We start from the raw sequence: 19714 nt of genomic DNA, 5'->3' as shown, positions 1-19714 counted from the left end.
CATGCAGCGGGTTCATATCATCTACAAAACCCATCTCGACATTGGCTTCACCGATTACGCCCAGTCGATTGAAGATAAATATTTGACGGAGTTTATTCCCGCCGTGGTGAATCTCGCCCGGGAGGTTAACACCGGAGGAGAGAAAAACTTTATCTGGACCTGCGGGGCATGGCTTATCCACCGCTATTTCCAGCGCGCAGAGCCCGAAGATAAGGCCCGACTGTGCAATGCTATCGAGGCCGGGGACATCGTCTGGCATGGTCTGCCGTTTACCGTCCATAGCGAGCTACTGACGCCAACGTTGATGCGCCACGCCCTCTCTTATCGCCAGGCGCTGGACGAGCGCTTCCATCGCCAGACGATTGCCGCAAAGATGACAGACGTACCGGGCCATACTCAGGCCATCGTACCGTGGCTGGCCGATGCCGGGATGCGTTACTTGCATCTGGGCGTCAATGCCGCCTCCTGCCCGCCGGATGTTCCGCCGCTGTTTATCTGGAAATATGGTCAGCGCGATATCATCGTCAACTACTCTTTCGGCGGCTACGGCAACGAAACCTGGTGTGAAGCGCTGGACGAACTGCTGGTGTTCTGTCATGCCGAAGATAACTGTTCGCCGCCTACGGCCAGTGAAGTCATGCAGTTGATCGCACGCTACCGGCAGCGCTATCCCGAGGCACTGGTTAGCGCCTCGACGCTGGACGCCTTCGCCGCTCGTGTTGAAACCATCCGCCATACGCTGCCGGTCGTCGATGCCGAAATTGGCGACACGTGGAATCACGGTCTGGCAACCGACCCAGGAAAAGTCAGCCGCTATCGTCGGTTAAACTGCCGTCTACAGCAGGAAATAGCCTGCCCGCCCGAGGCGCTTGACGCGCTGCTGATGGTGCCGGAGCATACCTGGGGGATGGATCTTAAGCTGCATCTCCCTGACTACTGCCATTATCTGCCGGAGGCGTTCAGCGCCGCGCGAGAGGAGGACAGCGTTAACGCCCCCGTGCCAGAAAAATATCATGCGCTTGGGCAATTTATTACACACTCGCCCCACAAGGGCACCCGCAGCTATCATCACTTCAGCCAATCATGGGCAGAACAGCGACGCTATATTGATAGCGCCTGCGCCCATCTGTCGGCGCCGCTCTGTGAGATGACCGGCGCGGGTCCCGTCACCGTTAAGGGGATGGCGACCGGACTACGTCAGTTCTCCTTTGGCGACTATGATTTTGCCCTCGCCAACGACGGCAGCCTGTCGACGCTCAACATCGACGGCAAGCCGATGCTGGATGCGCCTTTTGCCCGTCTGATCTATCGGCAGGTCGGGCCACAGGAATATGACCATTTTCGCGACCGCTATCTGCAGAACCTGGATGTCACCGCGCCGTGGGCGCTCTCAGATTTTACCAAACCCGGCCTGGAACTCACCCCACGCCCCGTGAGTACGCAGCAGGTGGGTTTCTCGCTTAAACAGGTCCGCTTTCGCGGCGAGCTGGACGCCTGGTATGTACAGGCCATTATCCAACCCAACAAGGCCGCGGGTATTGAATTAAAGCTGCCCGATGAAATCATCCTGGAGTACGGTTTTAGCAAGATTCGCCACGCGATCTCGCTACGCCTGAGCATTCTCGGCAAACAGGCCAACCGGCTGCCAGAAGAAATCTGGCTCCAGTTGGGGTTGATCAACATCGGCCAGAGCACGTGCCAGAAACTCGGCTATCCCATCGACTGGTTTAACGTGGTCAGAAATGGTAACGCTAACCTGCACGCAGTAGAGCTTGCGCATACAGAACAGTGGACGCTGGAGCCGCTGGATGCGCCGCTGCTGGCGCTCTACCAGCCGCGAATTCTCTGCTTTGGCGAACCGTCTCCCCCGCGAGTCAGCCTCTATAGCCAACTCTATAACAACATCTGGGGCACCAACTTCCCGATGTGGTACGCAGAGGATATTCACGCAGAGTATCGCATCTATTTTAAAGAGAGAGGGAAGCCGCAATGAGCGACACCCGAACGATTCACGCCGTATCGCACACCCATTGGGATCGCGAATGGTATTTCTCCACGCTCGATACGCAGCTTTTTGCGCTGAAAGCCTTTAGCGAACTGATTATCGCACTGGAGAACAATCCCCGCTTTGTCTTTCATCTTGACGGCCAGAGCTCGATTTTTGACGATTTTATCCGTCTTAAACCGAACATGGCCGAACGGGCGCGCCGGCTCGTGCGGGATAAACGGCTGCTAATCGGCCCGTGGTACACCCAGCCGGACCTGTTTAACATCGCCACGGAATCACTGTTCCGTAACCTGCGCATCGGCATCCATCACGCGCAGCAGGCGGGCTACTGCATGTCGGTGCTCTATCTACCAGACACCTTTGGCAGCCACGCGCAGCTACCGCAGATTGCCCGTGCGTTTGGACTACGGCACATACTGTTGCGCCGTGGCTACGATCCACAGATTATGGGGCCGACAGAGCTGTGCTGGGAGGCGTTGAACGGCGATAGCGCCATCACCGTGATTACACCCTTTGGCTACTCGCTCGCCCATCCCGAGCGCGGCGGCCGCTGGCGCAACTTCCGGCCCGCGCATTTTGATGAAGAGACGTTCCCTCTCATTGCTCGCATGAAGGCGCTCTCGCCCTCATCGGACCTTCTCTGCCCTATCGGCGGCGATCAGGTTAGCTGCGATGCCGATTTCGACCGGCTGATCGCCGCGGTCAACGCCCTCAGCGACGATCGCTGGGAAATCAGCAGCTATGAACGCTACTTCGCCACGCTGGCCGATAAACCGCTGCCGCGCTGGCGCGGTGAGTTTCGCATTCCTCGTCTTGCTCGTGTGCACAAGAGCATTGGTTCTTCGCGCTACGATATCAAGAAAGCCAATAACGATGCGGAACTGTGTCTGACCCGGCTGGCGGAACCGATGCTGGCTCTGGCGCGACGCAACGGTTTTGAGGAAGGCGAAGAGATGCTGGAACAGGCGTGGCGCTGGCTGCTGGAATCACACGCTCATGACAGTATGGGCGGCTGCAACAGTGACGAAACCAACCGCGACGTGCTCCACCGCTGTCGCCAGGCACAACAAATCGGCGAGGCAATATTCAGTCTGCACGCTCGTCAGTTGCTGGCTAACCTTGCCGCGAAAACACCCTATCGATTTCTGGTGGTCAACGGCACCAGCAGCCCGAATGTGGACGTTCGCCGCCAGATGCTGATCACCCCAGCGGCCCATTTTGCGCTGATGGGCGAAAACGGTGAACCGCTCCGCGTGGTCGTACACCAGCAGCGACAAGTGCAGCTACCGCGTCACGTGCTGCTGACGCCGGACGGTGAAGTGGAGACGGAACAACAGTGCTGGTATTACGAAAACGTCGTCGATCTGCTCAACGTACCGGTGCCGCCGCTGGGTTTTGCGCTCTTTTACGTCACTCCCGTTCAGCAGCCGATAACGCTTCCTGCCGTCAGTCAGGAAATACAGACGATCGAAAACGCGTACTATCGCCTGAGCCTGCAGGACAATCAGCTGCACTGGCAGGAGAAAGCCAGCGGCCGCACGCTGTCGCCACTGCTACAGTTACGCGATATCAGCGACGACGGCGATCTCTACGACTTTTCGCCCTTGCCCGGCGATAGCGGCCTGACCTTCTCGCACTTCACCCTGGATAACGCTCAGCAGCATCCGTGGCAACAAAGCCTGCACCTGCATGCCGCGCTACTACTGCCGGAAGGCATTAACGACGATCGTCTGGCGCGCAGTGAACGCCAGCGCGTTGTAAACGTCAAGCTCACGCTGACCCTTGAAGACGATATGCTGCTTGGCGACCTGACGATTGAAAATACCGCGCGCGATCACCGTATGCAGTTGTTGTTCAACACCGGGAAGACCATCGATGCGGTGTGCGCCGACGTGCCATTTGGAACCCTGACGCGTGCTAATCAACACATTGCCGATAGCGCGGGCTATGCGGAAAAGCCGGTTGATACGGAGCCTTTTATGCACCGGCTCAGCCCTCACGCCGACTTTCACGTTTTCGCCCGTGGTATGAAAGAGTATGCCTATCAAGGGCAGCAGCTTCGTCTGACGCTGTTTCGCAGCGTCGGCCAGCTTGGCAAAGACGATCTGCTGTACCGTCCTGGACGCGCTTCCGGCCAGCGTCAGGCCACACCGGAAGGCAATCTGTCCGGCGAACTGAGTTTTCACTTTGCTCTGTGTGCTGGCGAATATTCTCCGGCGCAGTTAGCCATCCGTGAACAGCGCTACAGCGCACCGGTGCGGCTATGGCAATGGCAGAACGATCGGTCGGGTCTTCAGCGCCTGGACAATTTTGATATGTTTATTGCAGAACGGAAAATCAACCATCGCCAGTTGTTGAGCCAACTGCCGCAAGGCTGGGTCGTCAGCGGCGTTGACGTGCTATACGGCAAAACGCTGGTACGGCTGTATAACCCCTCCCCCAACGCGCTTGAGGTACCGGAAGCCTGGCGCGACTACACCTGCAACGCGCTGGGGGAAAAGATGGAAAAAACCGTCCTGCGGGGCCATGACCACCTGACGCTCAATCTCAGCATCCCCGCCACAAGTTAACGCCACGCCATAAAAAAAGGCCGCATTCGCGGCCTTTTGACTTCCCAATAACGGATTACAGCAGGCCTTTCGCCTTCGCAACCACGTTTTCTACGGTAAAGCCGAACTCTTTGAACAGCAGATCCGCTGGCGCAGACTCACCGAAGGTGGTCATGCCAACGATCGCACCGTTCAGGCCCACGTATTTGAACCAGTAGTCAGCAATGCCCGCTTCGATAGCGACGCGCGCAGAGACGGCTTTCGGCAGCACGGATTCACGGTAAGCCGCATCCTGCTTGTCGAATGCATCGGTAGACGGCATGGAAACCACGCGCGCCTTCACGCCTTCAGCGGTCAGTTTCTCGTAAGCGGCAACCGCCAGCTCAACTTCAGAACCGGTCGCAATCAGGATCACCTGCGGCTGGCCGTCGCTGTCTTTCAGCACGTAACCACCACGAGCCACGTTCGCCAGCTGCGCTTCGGTACGTTCCTGCTGTGCCAGGTTCTGACGGGAGAGGATCAGCGCGGTCGGGCCGTCCTGACGCTCTACGCCGTATTTCCACGCAATCGCGGATTCAACCTGGTCACACGGACGCCAGGTGCTCATGTTCGGCGTCACACGCAGGGAGGCAATCTGCTCTACCGGCTGGTGAGTCGGGCCATCTTCGCCCAGACCGATGGAGTCGTGGGTGTAGACCATCACCTGACGTTTCTTCATCAGCGCTGCCATACGCACCGCGTTACGGGCATATTCAACGAACATCAGGAAGGTAGAGGTGTACGGCAGGAAACCACCGTGCAGCGAGATACCGTTGGCAATCGCGGTCATACCGAATTCACGCACGCCGTAATGGATGTAGTTACCTGCGGTGTCTTCGTTAATCGCTTTAGAGCCAGACCAGATAGTCAGGTTAGACGGTGCCAGGTCAGCGGAACCACCGAGGAATTCCGGCAGCAGAGGACCAAAGGCTTCAATCGCGTTCTGGGAAGCTTTACGGCTGGCGATTTTCGCCGGGTTAGCCTGCAGTTTCGCGATGAATTCGTTCGCTTTCGCGTCGAAGTCAGACGGCATATCGCCTTTCATACGACGGGTAAATTCTGCGGCTTCCTGCGGGAAGGCTTTCGCGTAAGCGGCGAACTTGTCGTTCCACGCGGCTTCTTTCGCCTGGCCTGCGGCTTTCGCATCCCACTGAGCGTAGATGTCAGCCGGGATTTCAAACGGACCGTAGTTCCAGCCCAGTTGCTTGCGGGTCAGCGCAATTTCGTCTGCGCCCAGCGGTGCACCGTGAGAGTCGTGGGTACCGGCTTTGTTCGGGGAACCGAAACCAATGATGGTTTTGCACATCAGCAGAGACGGCTTGTCGGTGACCGCGCGCGCTTCTTCAACAGCACGTTTAATCGCGTCTGCGTCGTGGCCGTCGATACCGCGGATCACGTGCCAGTTATAGGCTTCGAAACGCTTGGCGGTGTCATCGGTGAACCAGCCCTCAACGTGACCGTCGATGGAGATGCCGTTGTCATCATAGAAAGCAATCAGTTTGCCCAGTTTCAGGGTACCGGCCAGGGAGCACACTTCGTGAGAAATGCCTTCCATCATGCAGCCATCGCCCATGAACGCGTAAGTGAAGTGGTCAACAATGTCGTGACCCGGGCGGTTGAACTGCGCCGCCAGCGTTTTTTCAGCAATCGCCATACCTACGGCGTTCGCAATACCCTGACCCAGCGGACCGGTGGTGGTTTCAACGCCAGCGGTGTACCCCACTTCCGGGTGACCCGGCGTTTTAGAGTGCAGCTGACGGAAGTTTTTCAGTTCTTCCATCGGCAGATCGTAACCGGTGAGGTGCAGCAGGCTGTAGATCAGCATGGAGCCGTGGCCGTTAGACAGCACAAAGCGGTCACGGTCAGCCCAGGACGGATTTTGTGGGTTATGGTTCAGAAAATCACGCCACAGGACTTCGGCAATGTCAGCCATACCCATCGGGGCACCCGGGTGACCGGAATTGGCTTTCTGTACTGCGTCCATGCTCAGCGCACGAATAGCATTAGCAAGCTCTTTACGTGAGGACATTTTGACTCCAGTTCGGACTGTTGAAGGCTACCCTAACGTCACGAAGCGCGCACGTTACGGGCTATGCCAGAAAAAAGTGTCAACAATGTAACCTATGCGACAAAGCATGTACATGGAGCATCCTTTTGCCTCTTCAGAAATCTCTGGAACAGTAGTTAACAAGTTGTAATCCTCTCGCCCGTAAGCCGCGATATTCTTTATACTTAGCTCAACTCTGGCGGCGCAGTTCCAGGGCATTTTCAGATAAACGACTTTGGAAGCAATCTCATGAAGAAACGGGCGATGGTTCTGGCTTTTGGCGCTACTTTGTTGCTCAGTGGCTGTCAGAATATGGATTCAAATGGCTTATTAAGTTCAGGCACCGGCGCTTTGCAGGCCTTCTCCCTGAGCGATCAGCAGGTACAAGCATTGAGCGATCAGGCCTGTAAGGATATGGACAGCAAGGCTACCATCGCGCCGTCCAACAGCGCCTATACGCAGCGATTGAACAAAATCGCCGCCGCGCTTGGCGACAACATCAACGGCCAGCCGGTTAACTACAAAGTCTACGAGGCGAAGGATGTGAACGCTTTCGCCATGGCCAACGGCTGTATTCGCGTGTATAGCGGCCTGATGGACCTGATGAACGATAACGAAGTGGAAGCGGTTATCGGTCACGAGATGGGCCACGTTGCGCTGGGCCACGTGAAGAAAGGCATGCAGGTAGCCATTGGGACCAACGCCCTGCGCGCAGCGGCAGCTTCCGCGGGCGGTATCGTCGGCAGCCTGTCGCAGTCGCAGCTTGGCGATTTGGGCGAGAAGCTGGTGAACTCGCAGTTCTCCCAACGTCAGGAGTCAGAGGCGGATGACTACTCCTATGACCTGCTGCGAAAACGCGGCATCAATCCAACCGGTCTCGCCACCAGCTTTGAGAAGCTATCGAAACTGGAAGATGGCCGTCAAAGCTCCATGTTTGACGATCACCCAGCGTCCCAGGAACGCGCACAGCATATCCGCGAGCGTTTACAGGCCGACGGAATTAAATAAAGATTCACCGGGGGGCAATATTGCCCCCTTGCGCGAATAAGAAAAAAATATTAAAACCAGTAAACGGCACTAATTGATAATTTAAGCGCACAAACCGTTAAATATACAACACCGACAGCTGCAAAGAATATATATCCGTCAACCGCAAAAGCCGGACAATTACTCTAAAAAAGGAAATAAGATTATATTATTTGCCTTTCATCAAGCTCATTATCCGTATTTTCAAATAGTCTATAGCCAATCCACAAACGCACGCATGGCGGGCCTCGCCGCGGGATTTCTGGCGAAACATCTCTTCATACAATGATTGCTTTTGATACTTATTCAGGCGACTATCCAAATTGTAACAACACAATTTGACAGTTTTATAAACAGAGAAGTTCCCTCCGTGAAAAAGAAATTAACGTTAGTTGCCTTAAGTATTATTGCCTCTGCGCCGGCTTTTGCGAGCCAGCAATCTGATAGCCAGGGTTTTATTGATGACAGTCATCTGGATCTGTTCCTGCGTAACGCGTATATCAAACGCGACTATCGCGATGGGCTGCATGATAAAAGCGAATGGGGCCAGGGCATTATTGCCACTTTTGAATCCGGCTTTACTCAGGGACCCATCGGCTTTGGTGTCGACGGTATCGCCCAGTACGGCGTGCGTCTGGACGGCGGCCGCGGAAACAGCGGCGCGGGCGGAATCGACTTCTTCGCGCAGGACAACGATGGTCGTGCAAAGTCCGACCTTGCTAAGTTTGGCGCAACGGCCAAAATGCGCTTTTCTAACACCGTGCTGAGCTACGGCAACCAGCGCCCGACGCTGCCGATTCTCTACGCCGACGACTCCCGTCTGCTGTATGAAACCTACACCGGGACAATGCTGACCTCGAAAGAGATCGCCGGTCTGGAAGTGAACGCCGGTTACTTCACCGACGAACAGCGTAAGAGCGATGACAGCCACAACAGCGGCCTGAAAAGCATCACCTTCGGCGGCGCGAGCTACCAGTTTAACGATCAACTGAGCGGCGCGCTGTATGCCTCTCACGTGGAAGATGTACTGAACAAGCAGTACCTCGGCCTGAACTACGCTCAGCCGCTGGCCGAAAACCAGAAGCTGGTATTCGACTTCAACGGCTATAACTCCCGTCTGGAGCAGGAATATGCGGACTCGCTGGATACCGGGCGCAGCAACAGCATCTGGAGCCTGGCGACCAGCTATATCTGGGATATTCACACCTTTAAAATCGCCTACCAGCAGAGCAGCGGCAGCACCGGCTATAACTATGGCGGCTACCAGAATCAGGGCGGCGTGGGTGACGGCGGCAATACCATCTGGCTGGCGAACTCCTACTGGTCTGATTTTAACGGTGAAGACGAACGTTCATGGCAGGCGTCTTATGCGCTGGACTTTGGCGGACTGGGCTTACCGGGCCTGAGCTGGACCACTGCGTACGTTCGCGGCGATAACATCAAGACGGCGGAAACCAACAACGGTAAAGAGCACGAGTGGTTTAACCAGGTGCAATACCAGGTCCAGGACGGCCCGGCAAAAGATCTGAAGTTCAAAGTTCGCTACTCGGTGCTGCGCGTTTCCAGCAACGCCAGCGACTATAACGTCAGCGGTAACGAAGTCCGCGTTTACGTGGAGTACCCGTTCAACGCGTTTTAATCGGTAAGATGACGGTTCCCGGCCTGGCTCGGCCGCGCCGGGAACCGCCAACAAATACTTATTCGCCTTTCTTCGCCGCCTGGATGTAGAGCATTTCCAGCGCCAGGGTCGCCGCGGCCAGCGCGGTGATTTCAGATTGGTCGTACGCCGGAGCCACTTCCACCACGTCCATCCCAACGATGTTCAGATCCTTCAGGCCACGCACCAGCTTAATAGCGCGATCGGAGGTCAGGCCGCCAATGACAGGCGTGCCGGTACCCGGTGCAAACGCAGGATCCAGGCAGTCGATGTCAAAGGTCAGGTAGACCGGCATATCACCGACGATCTGCTTAACCTGAGCAATGATGTCGTCCACGCTGCGGTCGTTCACCTGACCGGCGTCCAGCACGGTGAAACCGTTGTCTTTATCGAACTCGGTACGAATACCAATCTGCACCGAGTGATTCGGATCGATCAGCCCTTCATTCGGCGCGGTGTAGAACATGGTGCCGTGATCGAACTCGCAGCCGTTGGCATAGGTGTCGGTGTGGGCGTCAAAGTGGACCAGCGCCATCTTACCGAAGTGTTTGGCGTGCGCGCGCAGCAGCGGCAGCGTGACAAAGTGGTCGCCGCCGAAGGAGAGCATGCGTTTGCCCGCCGCCAGCAGTTTTTCCGCGTGCGCCTGCAGCTTCTCGCTCATTTCACGCGCGTCGCCGAAAGCATAAACCAGGTCGCCGCAGTCGACGACGTTCAGACGTTCACGCATGTCGAAGTTCCACGGGAAGCGGTTGTGCTCCCAGGCCAGGTTGGTGGAAACCTGACGAATCGCCGCCGGGCCGTGGCGACCACCGGCACGACCAGAGGTCGCCATATCAAACGGTACGCCGGTAATGACCCAGTCTGCGTCGCTGTCGTACGGCATAAAGTTCATCGGCAGACGCAGGAAACCAAACGCGTTGGAAACCAGGGAGTTATCGTATTGATGACCTAAGGTGCTCATGGGCTGTGACCTCTTTTACGTCGATATAAAAAAACCCTTCCGCGTCGTTAGGCCCGACGAGGAAGGGTTTGAATGGGTGTACTGCTTGTATGGGGGCGATTATCGCCGTTAATCTGTACGGGTTCAAGTACGTTCAAAACAATCGGCCCCCTCCTTGCTCCTGATAAGAATTATAGCCGACGTAAACGGGCAATGAGCGGCCCGGCCTCCTCCAGCAGGGTTTCCACCGACGGCGCGCACAGGCACTCCAGCGAAACGGCATGATGATAGCCCGCCTGCTTCAGCGCCCGGTAAATGTCGTCAATCGGCAGGTGACCGTAGCCAGGAAAGGCGCGGTTGGAGTCGGCAAAATGGACGTGTTTGAGGCGATACCCCAGCAACGCAATCGCCGCAGAAAAATCGCGATCCTCAATGTTGGCGTGGAAGATGTCCCACAGCACGCCGACGTTATCGGGCGCATCGCTGAGGGTAAGAAATTCCAGCATATCCGCCGCGCTGTGCAGATGACTGATTTCGTAGCGGTTGAGCGCTTCCAGCACTAGCGTTACGCCGCAGCGCTGAGCCAGCTCCACGCAGGGGCGCATCGCTTCCGCCAGTTCATGCATATACGCTGTTTTGCTCATCTCTCTGTCCGGCGCGCGCAACGACCCAATAGTGACGTGACTTCCCAGTAGCGCAGCGACTTCAATATGTTCAGCCAACCGTGCGCGGGTGCGCGCTACCACTGCGTTATCGCCAGACAGCAGCGACAGGCCATCTCGCCTGCGGGCCTGCCCGGTAGCGATCGTCGTACAGCCTAATCCATAGCTGTCCAGCCGCCGTTTCAGCCTGGCGACATCTATCCCCTGATAATCATTGATACAGAGCTCGGCCGCATCAAAACCGCTTTGCGCCAACCACGCCAGCCCCTGTTCAAGCTCTTCTGGCGGAAACGGCGAAAAAAGCGTGTCATAACGGCACGTTAACGTTGCGCTAAACTTGATCATTCGCTCACCTTTTGTGGGCCAGCGCCTCAACGCTGACCCAGACTGTTATCGCATGGCTTTGGTTAAAATACGGCTGGCGCCACGGGAGAAGTGCTCCGCCGCCTCCTGAACGGTGAATTTGCCGTGGTCGATGTTCTCAATCGTGTTGCGCCACAGTTCCACCAGCTGCGGGTTGTCGAAGTATGGCGAGGTCGGAATATCGTGCGGCAGCGCCAGCGAGGAGTTGATACCGGCGACGGTAATGTTGTCCTCCTGAATCAGACCATCCGCTTTGAGCTGATCCCAGGCGGCCTTGCTGAGCGGCGTGCCGCGCTCGAGCCCCATCGCTTTCACGCCTTGTGGATCGTTCATCAGGAAGTTAATCAGCTTCGCCGCCTCCTGCGGATGCCTGGTGGTTTTACCGATGCTGAACATCATGGTCGGCTTAAAGAACAAGCCGGCGTCTTTCGCCCCCGGCAGCATAAAGAACGGCCCCAGCTCCAGCTTGTTGTACGGCGCGGTAAGGTTGTTTTCGTACATCACCGCGTTGGTGTTCCACATATACACCCCGCCCCACTTGCCCTGAATCCAAGGCTTCATCTCCCAGGTATTGCTCTTGCCGTAGGAGGCAAGCACGCGCATTGACGGGAAAACGTGGTTATCCACCAGATCTTTGTAGATCTGGAAGAAGTCCTGCCACTGTTGCGGCGTGTAGGTAAATTTGCCTTTGCTCTCGTCGATAGCCGGAATGTTGTATTTCTGCACCATCCACGACTGCACCAGCGTCAGCGACTCCATATAGTCGAGCACCAGCGGATATTTCTCTTCATCCTTCGCTTTAAAGGCGCGCCCTGCCGCCATCAGCTCGTCCCAGCTTTGCGGATAGCTGACGCCCATCTCCTGCCACAGTTTGCTGTTGTAGTAGAAGCTGCGCGCGGTCACCGCCACCGGCAGCCCGTTCAGTTTGCCGTTGACGGTGGTGGTGCTCAACGACTGCGGATCGTACTGCTGAAGATCGAGCACCGCCTTTTGCTGATAGAGATCGTAAAAGCCCTTACCGTCGCGCGAGAACAGCGGCAGCCAGTTCCAGTTAGTCTGAATCACATCCGGCTCGTTGCCGCCCGCAATCTGTACCGTCAAACGGGAGAGATAGCCCTCCCAACCGGCGTATTCCGCTTTCACTTTGATATCCGGATATTTCTCCTCAAACAGCTTGATGGCATTGAGCGTCGCCTGATGGCGGCTGTTGCCGCCCCACCAGGAGATGCGAATTTCGGTCGCCTGCGCGGCGGACAGACAGGAACACGCAAGCATCAATGACGCCGCCACCGGGGCGATAAGCTTATGCATCGGGAACTCCTTGTTTAAGCGTGAATTTGCTGTAAAACGTCGTCGGGTATTTCGGCGAGATACAGCGCCGGTTTCCCGTCTTTGTCGCTACTGAACAGCACGGCTTTTTCATCAGGGGTAAAGGACGGGTGTGGATGGGTGACCTGACGGTCGCCGTCGAGCACCTGCCATGACGAGCTGTGGCAGGCGATTTTGTGCGCCTTCTTATGACGCAGATCGAACAGCCACAGCCACGGATCGCGGGTATCGCCATAGCCCGCGTTATCGGCGATATCAATAGGGATACCGGAGCCATCGCCCACCGCCAGCGAACCGTCGTCGTTGCTCATCACGTGCGAGCACGGCGGCATTGCCATCAGGCGTTCATCCTGGCCGGTTTCGCCGTCGATGCGGCACAAATAGCGCACCGGGCTGTTTTTAACATAGGTGACGTACATCAGCGCCGAGCCGTCAGGCACCCAGAACTCATGGGTATAGCTCTCTCCCGGCGCGGGTTCGCGGGCTTTGCGAATATTGCCGCCCTGCTCATCCATCAGCCACATGCGCGCGTCGACGCGATCCAGCGGCCCCTCATGGCAGAACGCCACGGTGTTATCGTCATTCGGGCGGTAAATCGGGTGGCCCAGCCACTGGTTCTCTTCCAGCAGCGTCTCCCGCTCGCCGGTGCGCAGATCGATGCGGATAACCCGGCAGCGCGGCTGCTCGTCGAAGAATTCCTGAAACACCTTCCAGTCACTGATCGGTCGCCAGCTATCGCGATGGATTTCCACCCCCACCAGCTTGTCGCAAGCCGAGTTCGCCACCCAGGTACCGTAGCCCACCCACTCGTCCGGCACGCGATACACCACCGTCTCCTGAAGCGTGGCTAAATCAACGCGCATTAAATTCCGTTCGGCCTTCACATAATAAAGCCCGGTTTCATCTGGCGATAAAAAGCCGCCGAAGGTATTATCGCCGGGCCCTTCGGTTAATTGCGTCGCGAGGCCGCTGGCGATATCCAGTAAATAGTAATTACGATACCCATCAAATTCTCCGGCAAAAATTAATTTACGACCGCCGTCGATAAAGCACTTTTGATAAAAATAATTTCGATGACAAATAACGTCGACCGGCGTAAAACGGGTGACTTTTGCCCCGGTATCACTATCAATATAATGTTCAAAATCCAGTTGCAGCGTCGAACCTTTAGCCATAATAAATCCTCGAATTTAACGTGATAAGCGCAATCAGGGTGAGCGGGTCGAGCAGGCTCACATTTTAGTGTTTACAGTCGCCGCGGCGTTTGACCTTTCAGCGCGGCGGATTTAGCATCCCTGCTCCCATCGGGCACAGGAGCGTGAACCATGACAGCCACAACGCCTTTACTGTTCATGGAGATTAATTCTCCGGATATCTGGCGCTGGTCTTTTGTGGAATACACCGTCGGCCAGGCGCTACGCTATGAATTTCAGGGTATCGTTATTCATCAGCAATCTTTATTAGCCCGATTAGCGCCCCCCTCCAGGTGCTGTAAAGGCAGTGAATTAATTAATCTGACGCTAGCCCAGGAGCATGCCATTATTTATTTACGGCGGGTGGGCGATTATTGCCAGAAACATCATTTACAGCTTTGGTTACAGGGCGAAGCCACGCCCGATAGCCAGGAATTAAAAGCTAAATTTCCTGAGTTCTTTCTTTCAGAAAATAATCACGACGCATTTATTCAGCATTTTTTCCAGCACACTATTCCACATATTCTCGCCGCGCTTCCGGCAGTGCGGGGCCTGCGTCTTTCGTTATCCACCCCGGACATCAGCAATGAACACTGGAAAACGTCGTTAAAAACTCTCTATCAAGGCATTCGTCAGCTTGGCCGCCTGCTGATCCTGCGCGATTATCAGGACAAAACCTGGCCCCGGCAGATGCTGCGTACGGCGCTGGAAACCCTTCCTGACGATGTGCGCGCCTCGATTAAGGCGACCGAACTCGATTACCGTCCGGGCTTTGCCAGCAACCCCAACCTGCTTAATATCCAGAGCAACCGCAAATGGCTCGAGCTGGACCTCTGGGGCCTGGAATACGGCTGGACGCTGCTCCCGTGCTATCTGCTTGAGGAGATTCAGCAGCGTCTCGCCTGGCTTAACCAGCATAGCGGCGGCGCACCCGAAGCGATCACCGTACGCATCGACTGGGAATGGATGCCCGACCTGACGCTCAACGGCAGCCAGAATGAACTTAACCTGTTCGGCCTTGCCCCACTCATCCACGAGCCGGAGGTCAATCCGCGGCATATCGTTCACCGCTGGTTACAGCAACAGGCGCCCACTGCGCCACAGCACACGCTCAACGCACTCGGCGATATCGTCATCGCCAGCCATGAGTGGAGCTGCAAAACGCCGACGCTATTGGGTCGAGTGCTGCAATGCCACAGCCGCCCGCCAACTGATTTAGAACATACCCTGCACCTGCTGCATCTCGATACTCGCGGCGCAAACTGGACGCAGTCTTTTCAGCCGCTGATGCCCAGCGACGATCGCGAACTGGGGGTTCAGCAATGCCAGCTTATCGAGCTGGAAAACCAGCGCAGCCGCTTTCTCGCCGACTATCTCTACAGCCGTTCGCTGAAGCTACTGCCCGACAGCGGCCTGGCCGAGCCCACCCGGCGCGCTATCGCCGACGGCGCGATTCGCGCCTTCAAATATACCCATATCTACAGCGCCTTTACCCAGGCGCTTAGCCTCAAACTGTGGCTGCGTAAGTACGGTGAACAGGCCGATATCCGTACGCAGCTTGCCGTCGCCTTACGCGACTTCCGGCAGCAAAATAACGAGCTGGAGGCCTGGTTTAGCCAGCATGGGGACGCGCATCCCAGCGCCTTTGCTACCCTGCTCAATCCGCAACGCATCGCCACGTTGATTGCCAGCCTTGATAATGATTAAGCATGAAGTCGACGCGTCGGTAAGTAAATCCGCCTGGCCGGTGCAAATCGTGGCTGAGCCTATTCGCGGGCGTAAAGAGTGAAAACCATCACGGTTGTGGAAAAAATCGAGTGATAGACATCACATTCTGATCGAACGATTTTGTGATCGTTATCGATGAAGGAAGAAACACAGGTGGGAAAACCCGGCGGACAGACGCCGCCGGGCGAGCGAGATTACTCGTCTTCGAGGTAGGTATAACCGTACAGACCGGCTTCAAACTCTTCCAGGAACTGCTGCTGCAGCTCGGGATCCAGATCGGTGTTTTTCACCTGATCGCGGAACTGGGTAAGCAGCTTATTGGGATCCAGTTGAACGTACTGCAACATATCCGCCACGGTATCGCCTTCATCGGAAAGCTCAACCTCGACGCTGCCGTCAGGGAAGACGAACACATCAACCGCTTCGGTATCACCGAACAGGTTGTGCATGTTGCCGAGGATCTCCTGATACGCACCGACCATAAAGAAACCGAGCATCGGCGGATTCTCCGGGTCGTATTCCGGCATTGGCATGGTGGTGGCAATGCCGTCACCGTCGACGTAGTGGTCAATCGCGCCATCAGAGTCACAGGTAATGTCCAGCAGCACCGCACGGCGCTCCGGCGCCTGGTTCAGCCCTTCGAGCGGCAGCACCGGGAACAGTTGGTCGATGCCCCACGCATCCGGCATTGACTGGAACAGCGAGAAGTTGACGTAAATTTTATCCGCCATACGTTCCTGCAGCTCGTCGATAATCGGACGGTGCGCGCGGTTGCTTGGGTCGAGCTGTTTCTGCACTTCGTGGCACATGTTCAGATACAGCTGCTCTGCCCACGCGCGCTCCTGAAGACTAAAGGTGCCTGAAGAGTAGCCGACGTGAATATCGTGCAGGTCCATCTGGCTGTCATGCAGCCATTCGCGCAGCGAGCGGCGGTTATCCGGCTCGTGCATCTCCTGCCAGGTTTCCCACATGCTTTGCAGCGCGCGCGGCGCATCGTCAGCCGGCGGCGTCGCTTCGGTATGTTCGCTACGCTCAACGCCGATAATGTTCGACACCAGCACCGTGTGGTGCGCGGTCACCGCACGGCCGGACTCGGTAATCACCGTCGGGTGCGGCAGGCCATGCTCTTCGCAGGCGTCGCCAATCGCCCAAATGATATTGTTGGCGTATTCGTTCAGGCCATAGTTCACGGAGCAGTCGGACTGCGAGCGGGTACCTTCATAGTCCACGCCCAGGCCGCCGCCGACGTCGAAGCACTGAATATTGACGCCCAGCTTGTGCAGTTCAACGTAGAAACGCGCCGATTCGCGCACGCCGGTGGCGATATCGCGAATGTTCGCCATCTGCGAACCGAGGTGGAAGTGCAGCAGTTGAATGCTGTCCAGACGGCCACGTTCGCGCAGGATTTCCACCAGTTGCAGAACCTGGTTGGCCGCCAGACCAAACTTAGATTTTTCACCGCCGGAGGACTGCCATTTACCGGAGCCCTGAGAAGCCAGACGCGCACGCACGCCAAGGCGCGGTACCACGTTCAGACGTTCCGCCTCTTCCAGCACGATAGCGATTTCAGACATCTTCTCGATGACCAGATAGACCTTGTGGCCCATCTTCTCGCCCACCAGCGCCAGACGAATGTATTCACGGTCTTTATAGCCGTTACAGACGATCACGCTACGAGTCATGCCCGCATGCGCCAGCACCGCCATCAGCTCAGCTTTAGAACCGGCTTCCAGACCCAGCGGCTCGCCGGAGTGGATCAGCGACTCAATAACGCGACGATGCTGGTTAACCTTGATCGGGTAAACCAGGAAGTAGTCGCCGTTGTAACCGTAGGATTCACGCGCGCGTTTGAACGCCGCGTTAATCGAGCGCAGACGATGCTGCAGAATCTGCGGGAAGCAGAACAGCGCAGGCAGGCGCTGACCCTGTGCTTCACGGGCTTTAACCAGCTCGGCGAGATCGACACGCGCTTGCGGAACGTCAGGATCCGGGCAGACGCTGATGTGGCCCAGTTCGTTGACGTCGTAGTAGTTATTGCCCCACCAGGCAATGTTGTATGTGCGTAGCATTTTGCTGGCTTCCTGGGAGCTCATCGCAACCTCCTGCATGGAACGTAGTACACCGCGTTCGCCTGCTGACGAAGGCGAATCCAATGAAATGTCGTCAGACATAGCGAACCTCAATTATTTATAACAAGTGTAAAACAGTTAACTACTATCGCAGCGTGACGTTGCGATAACAACCCATAAACAGCCCGATGAGGCAGCAGAACATGCTGACGCATCGACTGTGCGACCGGTTTCTTTTTCATATCATTGTAAAACACGCACCTGAACCGGGTATGACGGTTCAGCGAAACCACGAGAAAACCCTTGCCGTAACAAGAGCGCCCTTGTTCAGTGTTCCGTTACCTACCGGCTCGGGAGTCCTGAGAAGCGCCGAAATGGGTATAACATCGGCTGGTATGCAAAGCAGAATGGCGGGTTGCGGGGAACATATTCGCGCCAGAACGGCACGGTAGAATCAGCAGAATACAACGGTTCATTATCTCGTATCACCTCCACGGCCGCCCCGAAAGACGTACCTCAAGCCAAAGCAAATGTCTTAGCCCGGCTGGAAGTGGCAACACGAAAAATGACGTGTGCTTTTTTGTATGAGCCGCGCGCGGCGTTTTATACCGATAACCCACCTAAAATGCAAAATATAAATGTGCAGCTTGCCGCCGGTGTCAGGAAAAATTTCCAATCTCAGTTGCAACAGAATGCGAGCTATCTCAAAAAAAACTGGCATTGAGGTGAAGATGTGACCTAAAATAGCCGTCCAGATGTTAATCCATCTATACCGATTAACACTCAGACTGCCAGTGACGGCAACCCTTAAGTCCGTGGTATAATCTTCCATCGTGATTATTCAATACAACAGTTTGAGCTAACCAAATTCTCATTGGGTGATATTAAATATGGCAAAACACCTTTTTACGTCCGAGTCTGTATCCGAAGGGCATCCTGACAAAATCGCAGACCAAATTTCCGACGCCGTGCTGGACGCCATCCTCGAGCAGGATCCGAAAGCCCGCGTAGCGTGCGAAACTTACGTCAAAACCGGTATGGTGCTGGTCGGCGGTGAAATCACCACCAGCGCATGGGTTGATATCGAAGAGATCACCCGTAACACCGTTCGCGAAATTGGCTATGTGCATTCTGATATGGGCTTTGATGCCAATTCTTGTGCCGTACTGAGCGCGATTGGTAAACAGTCCCCGGACATCAACCAGGGCGTTGACCGTGCCGATCCGCTGGAACAGGGCGCGGGCGACCAGGGCCTGATGTTTGGCTATGCAACCAACGAAACCGACGTGCTGATGCCTGCGCCAATCACCTACGCCCACCGTCTGGTGCAGCGTCAGGCTGAAGTGCGTAAAAACGGCACCCTGCCGTGGCTGCGTCCGGACGCGAAAAGCCAGGTCACCTTCCAGTACGACGATGGCAAAATCGTCGGTATTGATGCTGTCGTTCTGTCTACTCAGCATTCAGAAAGCATCGATCAAAAATCGCTGCAGGAAGCGGTGATGGAAGAGATCATCAAGCCGGTTCTGCCGACCGAATGGCTGAACGCGTCGACCAAATTCTTTATCAACCCAACCGGTCGTTTCGTTATCGGCGGCCCAATGGGCGACTGTGGCCTGACCGGTCGTAAGATCATCGTGGATACCTACGGCGGCATGGCTCGTCACGGCGGCGGCGCGTTCTCCGGTAAAGATCCATCAAAAGTTGACCGTTCTGCGGCGTATGCTGCGCGTTATGTAGCGAAAAACATCGTTGCCGCTGGCCTGGCTGACCGTTGCGAAATTCAGGTTTCCTACGCTATCGGCGTGGCTGAACCGACCTCCATCATGGTGGAAACTTTCGGGACTGAGAAAGTACCGGCTGAGCAACTGATTGGTCTGGTACGCGAATTCTTCGACCTGCGTCCTTACGGCCTGATCCAGATGCTGGATCTGCTGCACCCGATCTACAAAGAGACAGCAGCTTACGGTCACTTCGGTCGCGAAACTTTCCCATGGGAAAAAACCGACAAAGCAGCTCAGCTGCGCGAAGCGGCTGGCCTGAAATAAGCGCCCCTCCCTTCGATAAAAGCCAGCCTCGCGCTGGCTTTTTTATGCCTGCTATTCAT

Annotated in this window: 14 protein-coding genes; 7 read left to right on the top strand and 7 right to left on the bottom strand. The window is 56.1% G+C overall.

Going from position 1 to position 19714, the window contains the following annotated elements:
* Nucleotide 1 precedes the first annotated feature (1 nt).
* A complete protein-coding gene (locus GY169_RS04160; RefSeq protein ID WP_167575050.1) occupies nucleotides 2–1993 on the top strand; it encodes a DUF5054 domain-containing protein in 1992 nt (663 codons plus the stop codon).
* On the top strand, nucleotides 1990–4578 hold the full coding sequence (locus tag GY169_RS04155) for a hypothetical protein (RefSeq protein ID WP_167575049.1): 2589 nt from the start codon (nucleotides 1990–1992) through the stop codon (nucleotides 4576–4578). The genes GY169_RS04160 and GY169_RS04155 overlap by 4 nt, the downstream gene beginning before the upstream one ends.
* A gap of 55 nt (nucleotides 4579–4633) precedes the next feature.
* On the opposite strand, the gene tkt is transcribed toward GY169_RS04155, so the two are convergent.
* A complete protein-coding gene (gene tkt, locus GY169_RS04150) occupies nucleotides 4634–6625 on the bottom strand; it encodes a transketolase (protein WP_163446035.1) in 1992 nt (663 codons plus the stop codon).
* A 267-nt stretch (nucleotides 6626–6892) separates the two neighbouring features.
* Between tkt and GY169_RS04145 the strand changes: the two genes are divergently transcribed.
* Complete coding sequence (locus GY169_RS04145; protein ID WP_163446034.1) at nucleotides 6893–7651, top strand: M48 family metallopeptidase; 759 nt, start codon at nucleotides 6893–6895, stop codon at nucleotides 7649–7651.
* Nucleotides 7652–8039: 388 nt separating this feature from the next.
* Complete coding sequence (locus tag GY169_RS04140) at nucleotides 8040–9308, top strand: OprD family porin (RefSeq protein ID WP_163446033.1); 1269 nt, start codon at nucleotides 8040–8042, stop codon at nucleotides 9306–9308.
* 58 nt (nucleotides 9309–9366) lie between these two features.
* Here the strand turns inward: GY169_RS04140 and speB are convergent, their stop codons facing one another.
* From speB to GY169_RS04120, 4 genes are all read right to left on the bottom strand, one after another.
* The gene (gene speB, locus GY169_RS04135) at nucleotides 9367–10287 is read right to left on the bottom strand and encodes an agmatinase (RefSeq protein WP_064542680.1); all 921 of its coding nucleotides are present in this window, start codon (nucleotides 10285–10287) and stop codon (nucleotides 9367–9369) included.
* Nucleotides 10288–10457: 170 nt separating this feature from the next.
* Nucleotides 10458–11273, bottom strand: a complete 816-nt coding sequence (locus tag GY169_RS04130; RefSeq protein ID WP_167575048.1) for a sugar phosphate isomerase/epimerase family protein — start codon at nucleotides 11271–11273, stop codon at nucleotides 10458–10460.
* 45 nt (nucleotides 11274–11318) lie between these two features.
* Nucleotides 11319–12602, bottom strand: a complete 1284-nt coding sequence (locus tag GY169_RS04125) for an ABC transporter substrate-binding protein (protein ID WP_167575047.1) — start codon at nucleotides 12600–12602, stop codon at nucleotides 11319–11321.
* Nucleotides 12603–12616: 14 nt separating this feature from the next.
* Complete coding sequence (locus tag GY169_RS04120; protein WP_167575046.1) at nucleotides 12617–13795, bottom strand: oligogalacturonate lyase family protein; 1179 nt, start codon at nucleotides 13793–13795, stop codon at nucleotides 12617–12619.
* Nucleotides 13796–13945: 150 nt separating this feature from the next.
* Here GY169_RS04120 and GY169_RS04115 point away from each other — a divergent pair, with 150 nt between their 5' ends.
* Nucleotides 13946–15520, top strand: coding sequence for a hypothetical protein (locus GY169_RS04115; RefSeq protein WP_167575045.1), 1575 nt, complete (start codon nucleotides 13946–13948; stop codon nucleotides 15518–15520).
* A 215-nt stretch (nucleotides 15521–15735) separates the two neighbouring features.
* Here GY169_RS04115 and speA read toward each other — a convergent pair whose 3' ends face one another.
* Both speA and yqgB read right to left on the bottom strand, forming a co-directional pair.
* Complete coding sequence (gene speA, locus GY169_RS04110) at nucleotides 15736–17712, bottom strand: biosynthetic arginine decarboxylase (protein WP_163446028.1); 1977 nt, start codon at nucleotides 17710–17712, stop codon at nucleotides 15736–15738.
* An 8-nt stretch (nucleotides 17713–17720) separates the two neighbouring features.
* The gene (yqgB, locus tag GY169_RS04105; RefSeq protein WP_163446027.1) at nucleotides 17721–17852 is read right to left on the bottom strand and encodes an acid stress response protein YqgB; all 132 of its coding nucleotides are present in this window, start codon (nucleotides 17850–17852) and stop codon (nucleotides 17721–17723) included.
* 173 nt (nucleotides 17853–18025) lie between these two features.
* Here yqgB and GY169_RS23525 point away from each other — a divergent pair, with 173 nt between their 5' ends.
* Entirely contained in the window at nucleotides 18026–18334 is a 309-nt protein-coding gene (locus GY169_RS23525) for a hypothetical protein (RefSeq protein WP_249022756.1), read from the top strand.
* Between the two features lie 166 nt (nucleotides 18335–18500).
* A complete protein-coding gene (gene metK / locus GY169_RS04090; RefSeq protein WP_064542672.1) occupies nucleotides 18501–19655 on the top strand; it encodes a methionine adenosyltransferase in 1155 nt (384 codons plus the stop codon).
* The last annotated feature ends 59 nt before the right edge of the window (nucleotides 19656–19714 follow it).

The organism is Kluyvera genomosp. 3, from assembly GCF_011765685.1.
GTDB classification, from domain to species: domain Bacteria; phylum Pseudomonadota; class Gammaproteobacteria; order Enterobacterales; family Enterobacteriaceae; genus Kluyvera; species Kluyvera georgiana_A.
This window is presented reverse-complemented; position numbering and strand designations above follow the sequence as displayed.

Coding starts and splice junctions, on each gene's coding strand:
- GY169_RS04160 (WP_167575050.1), top strand. CDS start 2: ATGCAGCGGGTTCATATCATCTACAAAACCCATCTCGACATTGGCTTC.
- GY169_RS04155 (WP_167575049.1), top strand. CDS start 1,990: ATGAGCGACACCCGAACGATTCACGCCGTATCGCACACCCATTGGGAT.
- tkt (WP_163446035.1), bottom strand. CDS start 6,625: ATGTCCTCACGTAAAGAGCTTGCTAATGCTATTCGTGCGCTGAGCATG.
- GY169_RS04145 (WP_163446034.1), top strand. CDS start 6,893: ATGAAGAAACGGGCGATGGTTCTGGCTTTTGGCGCTACTTTGTTGCTC.
- speB (WP_064542680.1), bottom strand. CDS start 10,287: ATGAGCACCTTAGGTCATCAATACGATAACTCCCTGGTTTCCAACGCG.
- GY169_RS04130 (WP_167575048.1), bottom strand. CDS start 11,273: ATGATCAAGTTTAGCGCAACGTTAACGTGCCGTTATGACACGCTTTTT.
- GY169_RS04125 (WP_167575047.1), bottom strand. CDS start 12,602: ATGCATAAGCTTATCGCCCCGGTGGCGGCGTCATTGATGCTTGCGTGT.
- GY169_RS04120 (WP_167575046.1), bottom strand. CDS start 13,795: ATGGCTAAAGGTTCGACGCTGCAACTGGATTTTGAACATTATATTGAT.
- GY169_RS04115 (WP_167575045.1), top strand. CDS start 13,946: ATGACAGCCACAACGCCTTTACTGTTCATGGAGATTAATTCTCCGGAT.
- speA (WP_163446028.1), bottom strand. CDS start 17,712: ATGTCTGACGACATTTCATTGGATTCGCCTTCGTCAGCAGGCGAACGC.
- yqgB (WP_163446027.1), bottom strand. CDS start 17,852: ATGAAAAAGAAACCGGTCGCACAGTCGATGCGTCAGCATGTTCTGCTG.
- metK (WP_064542672.1), top strand. CDS start 18,501: ATGGCAAAACACCTTTTTACGTCCGAGTCTGTATCCGAAGGGCATCCT.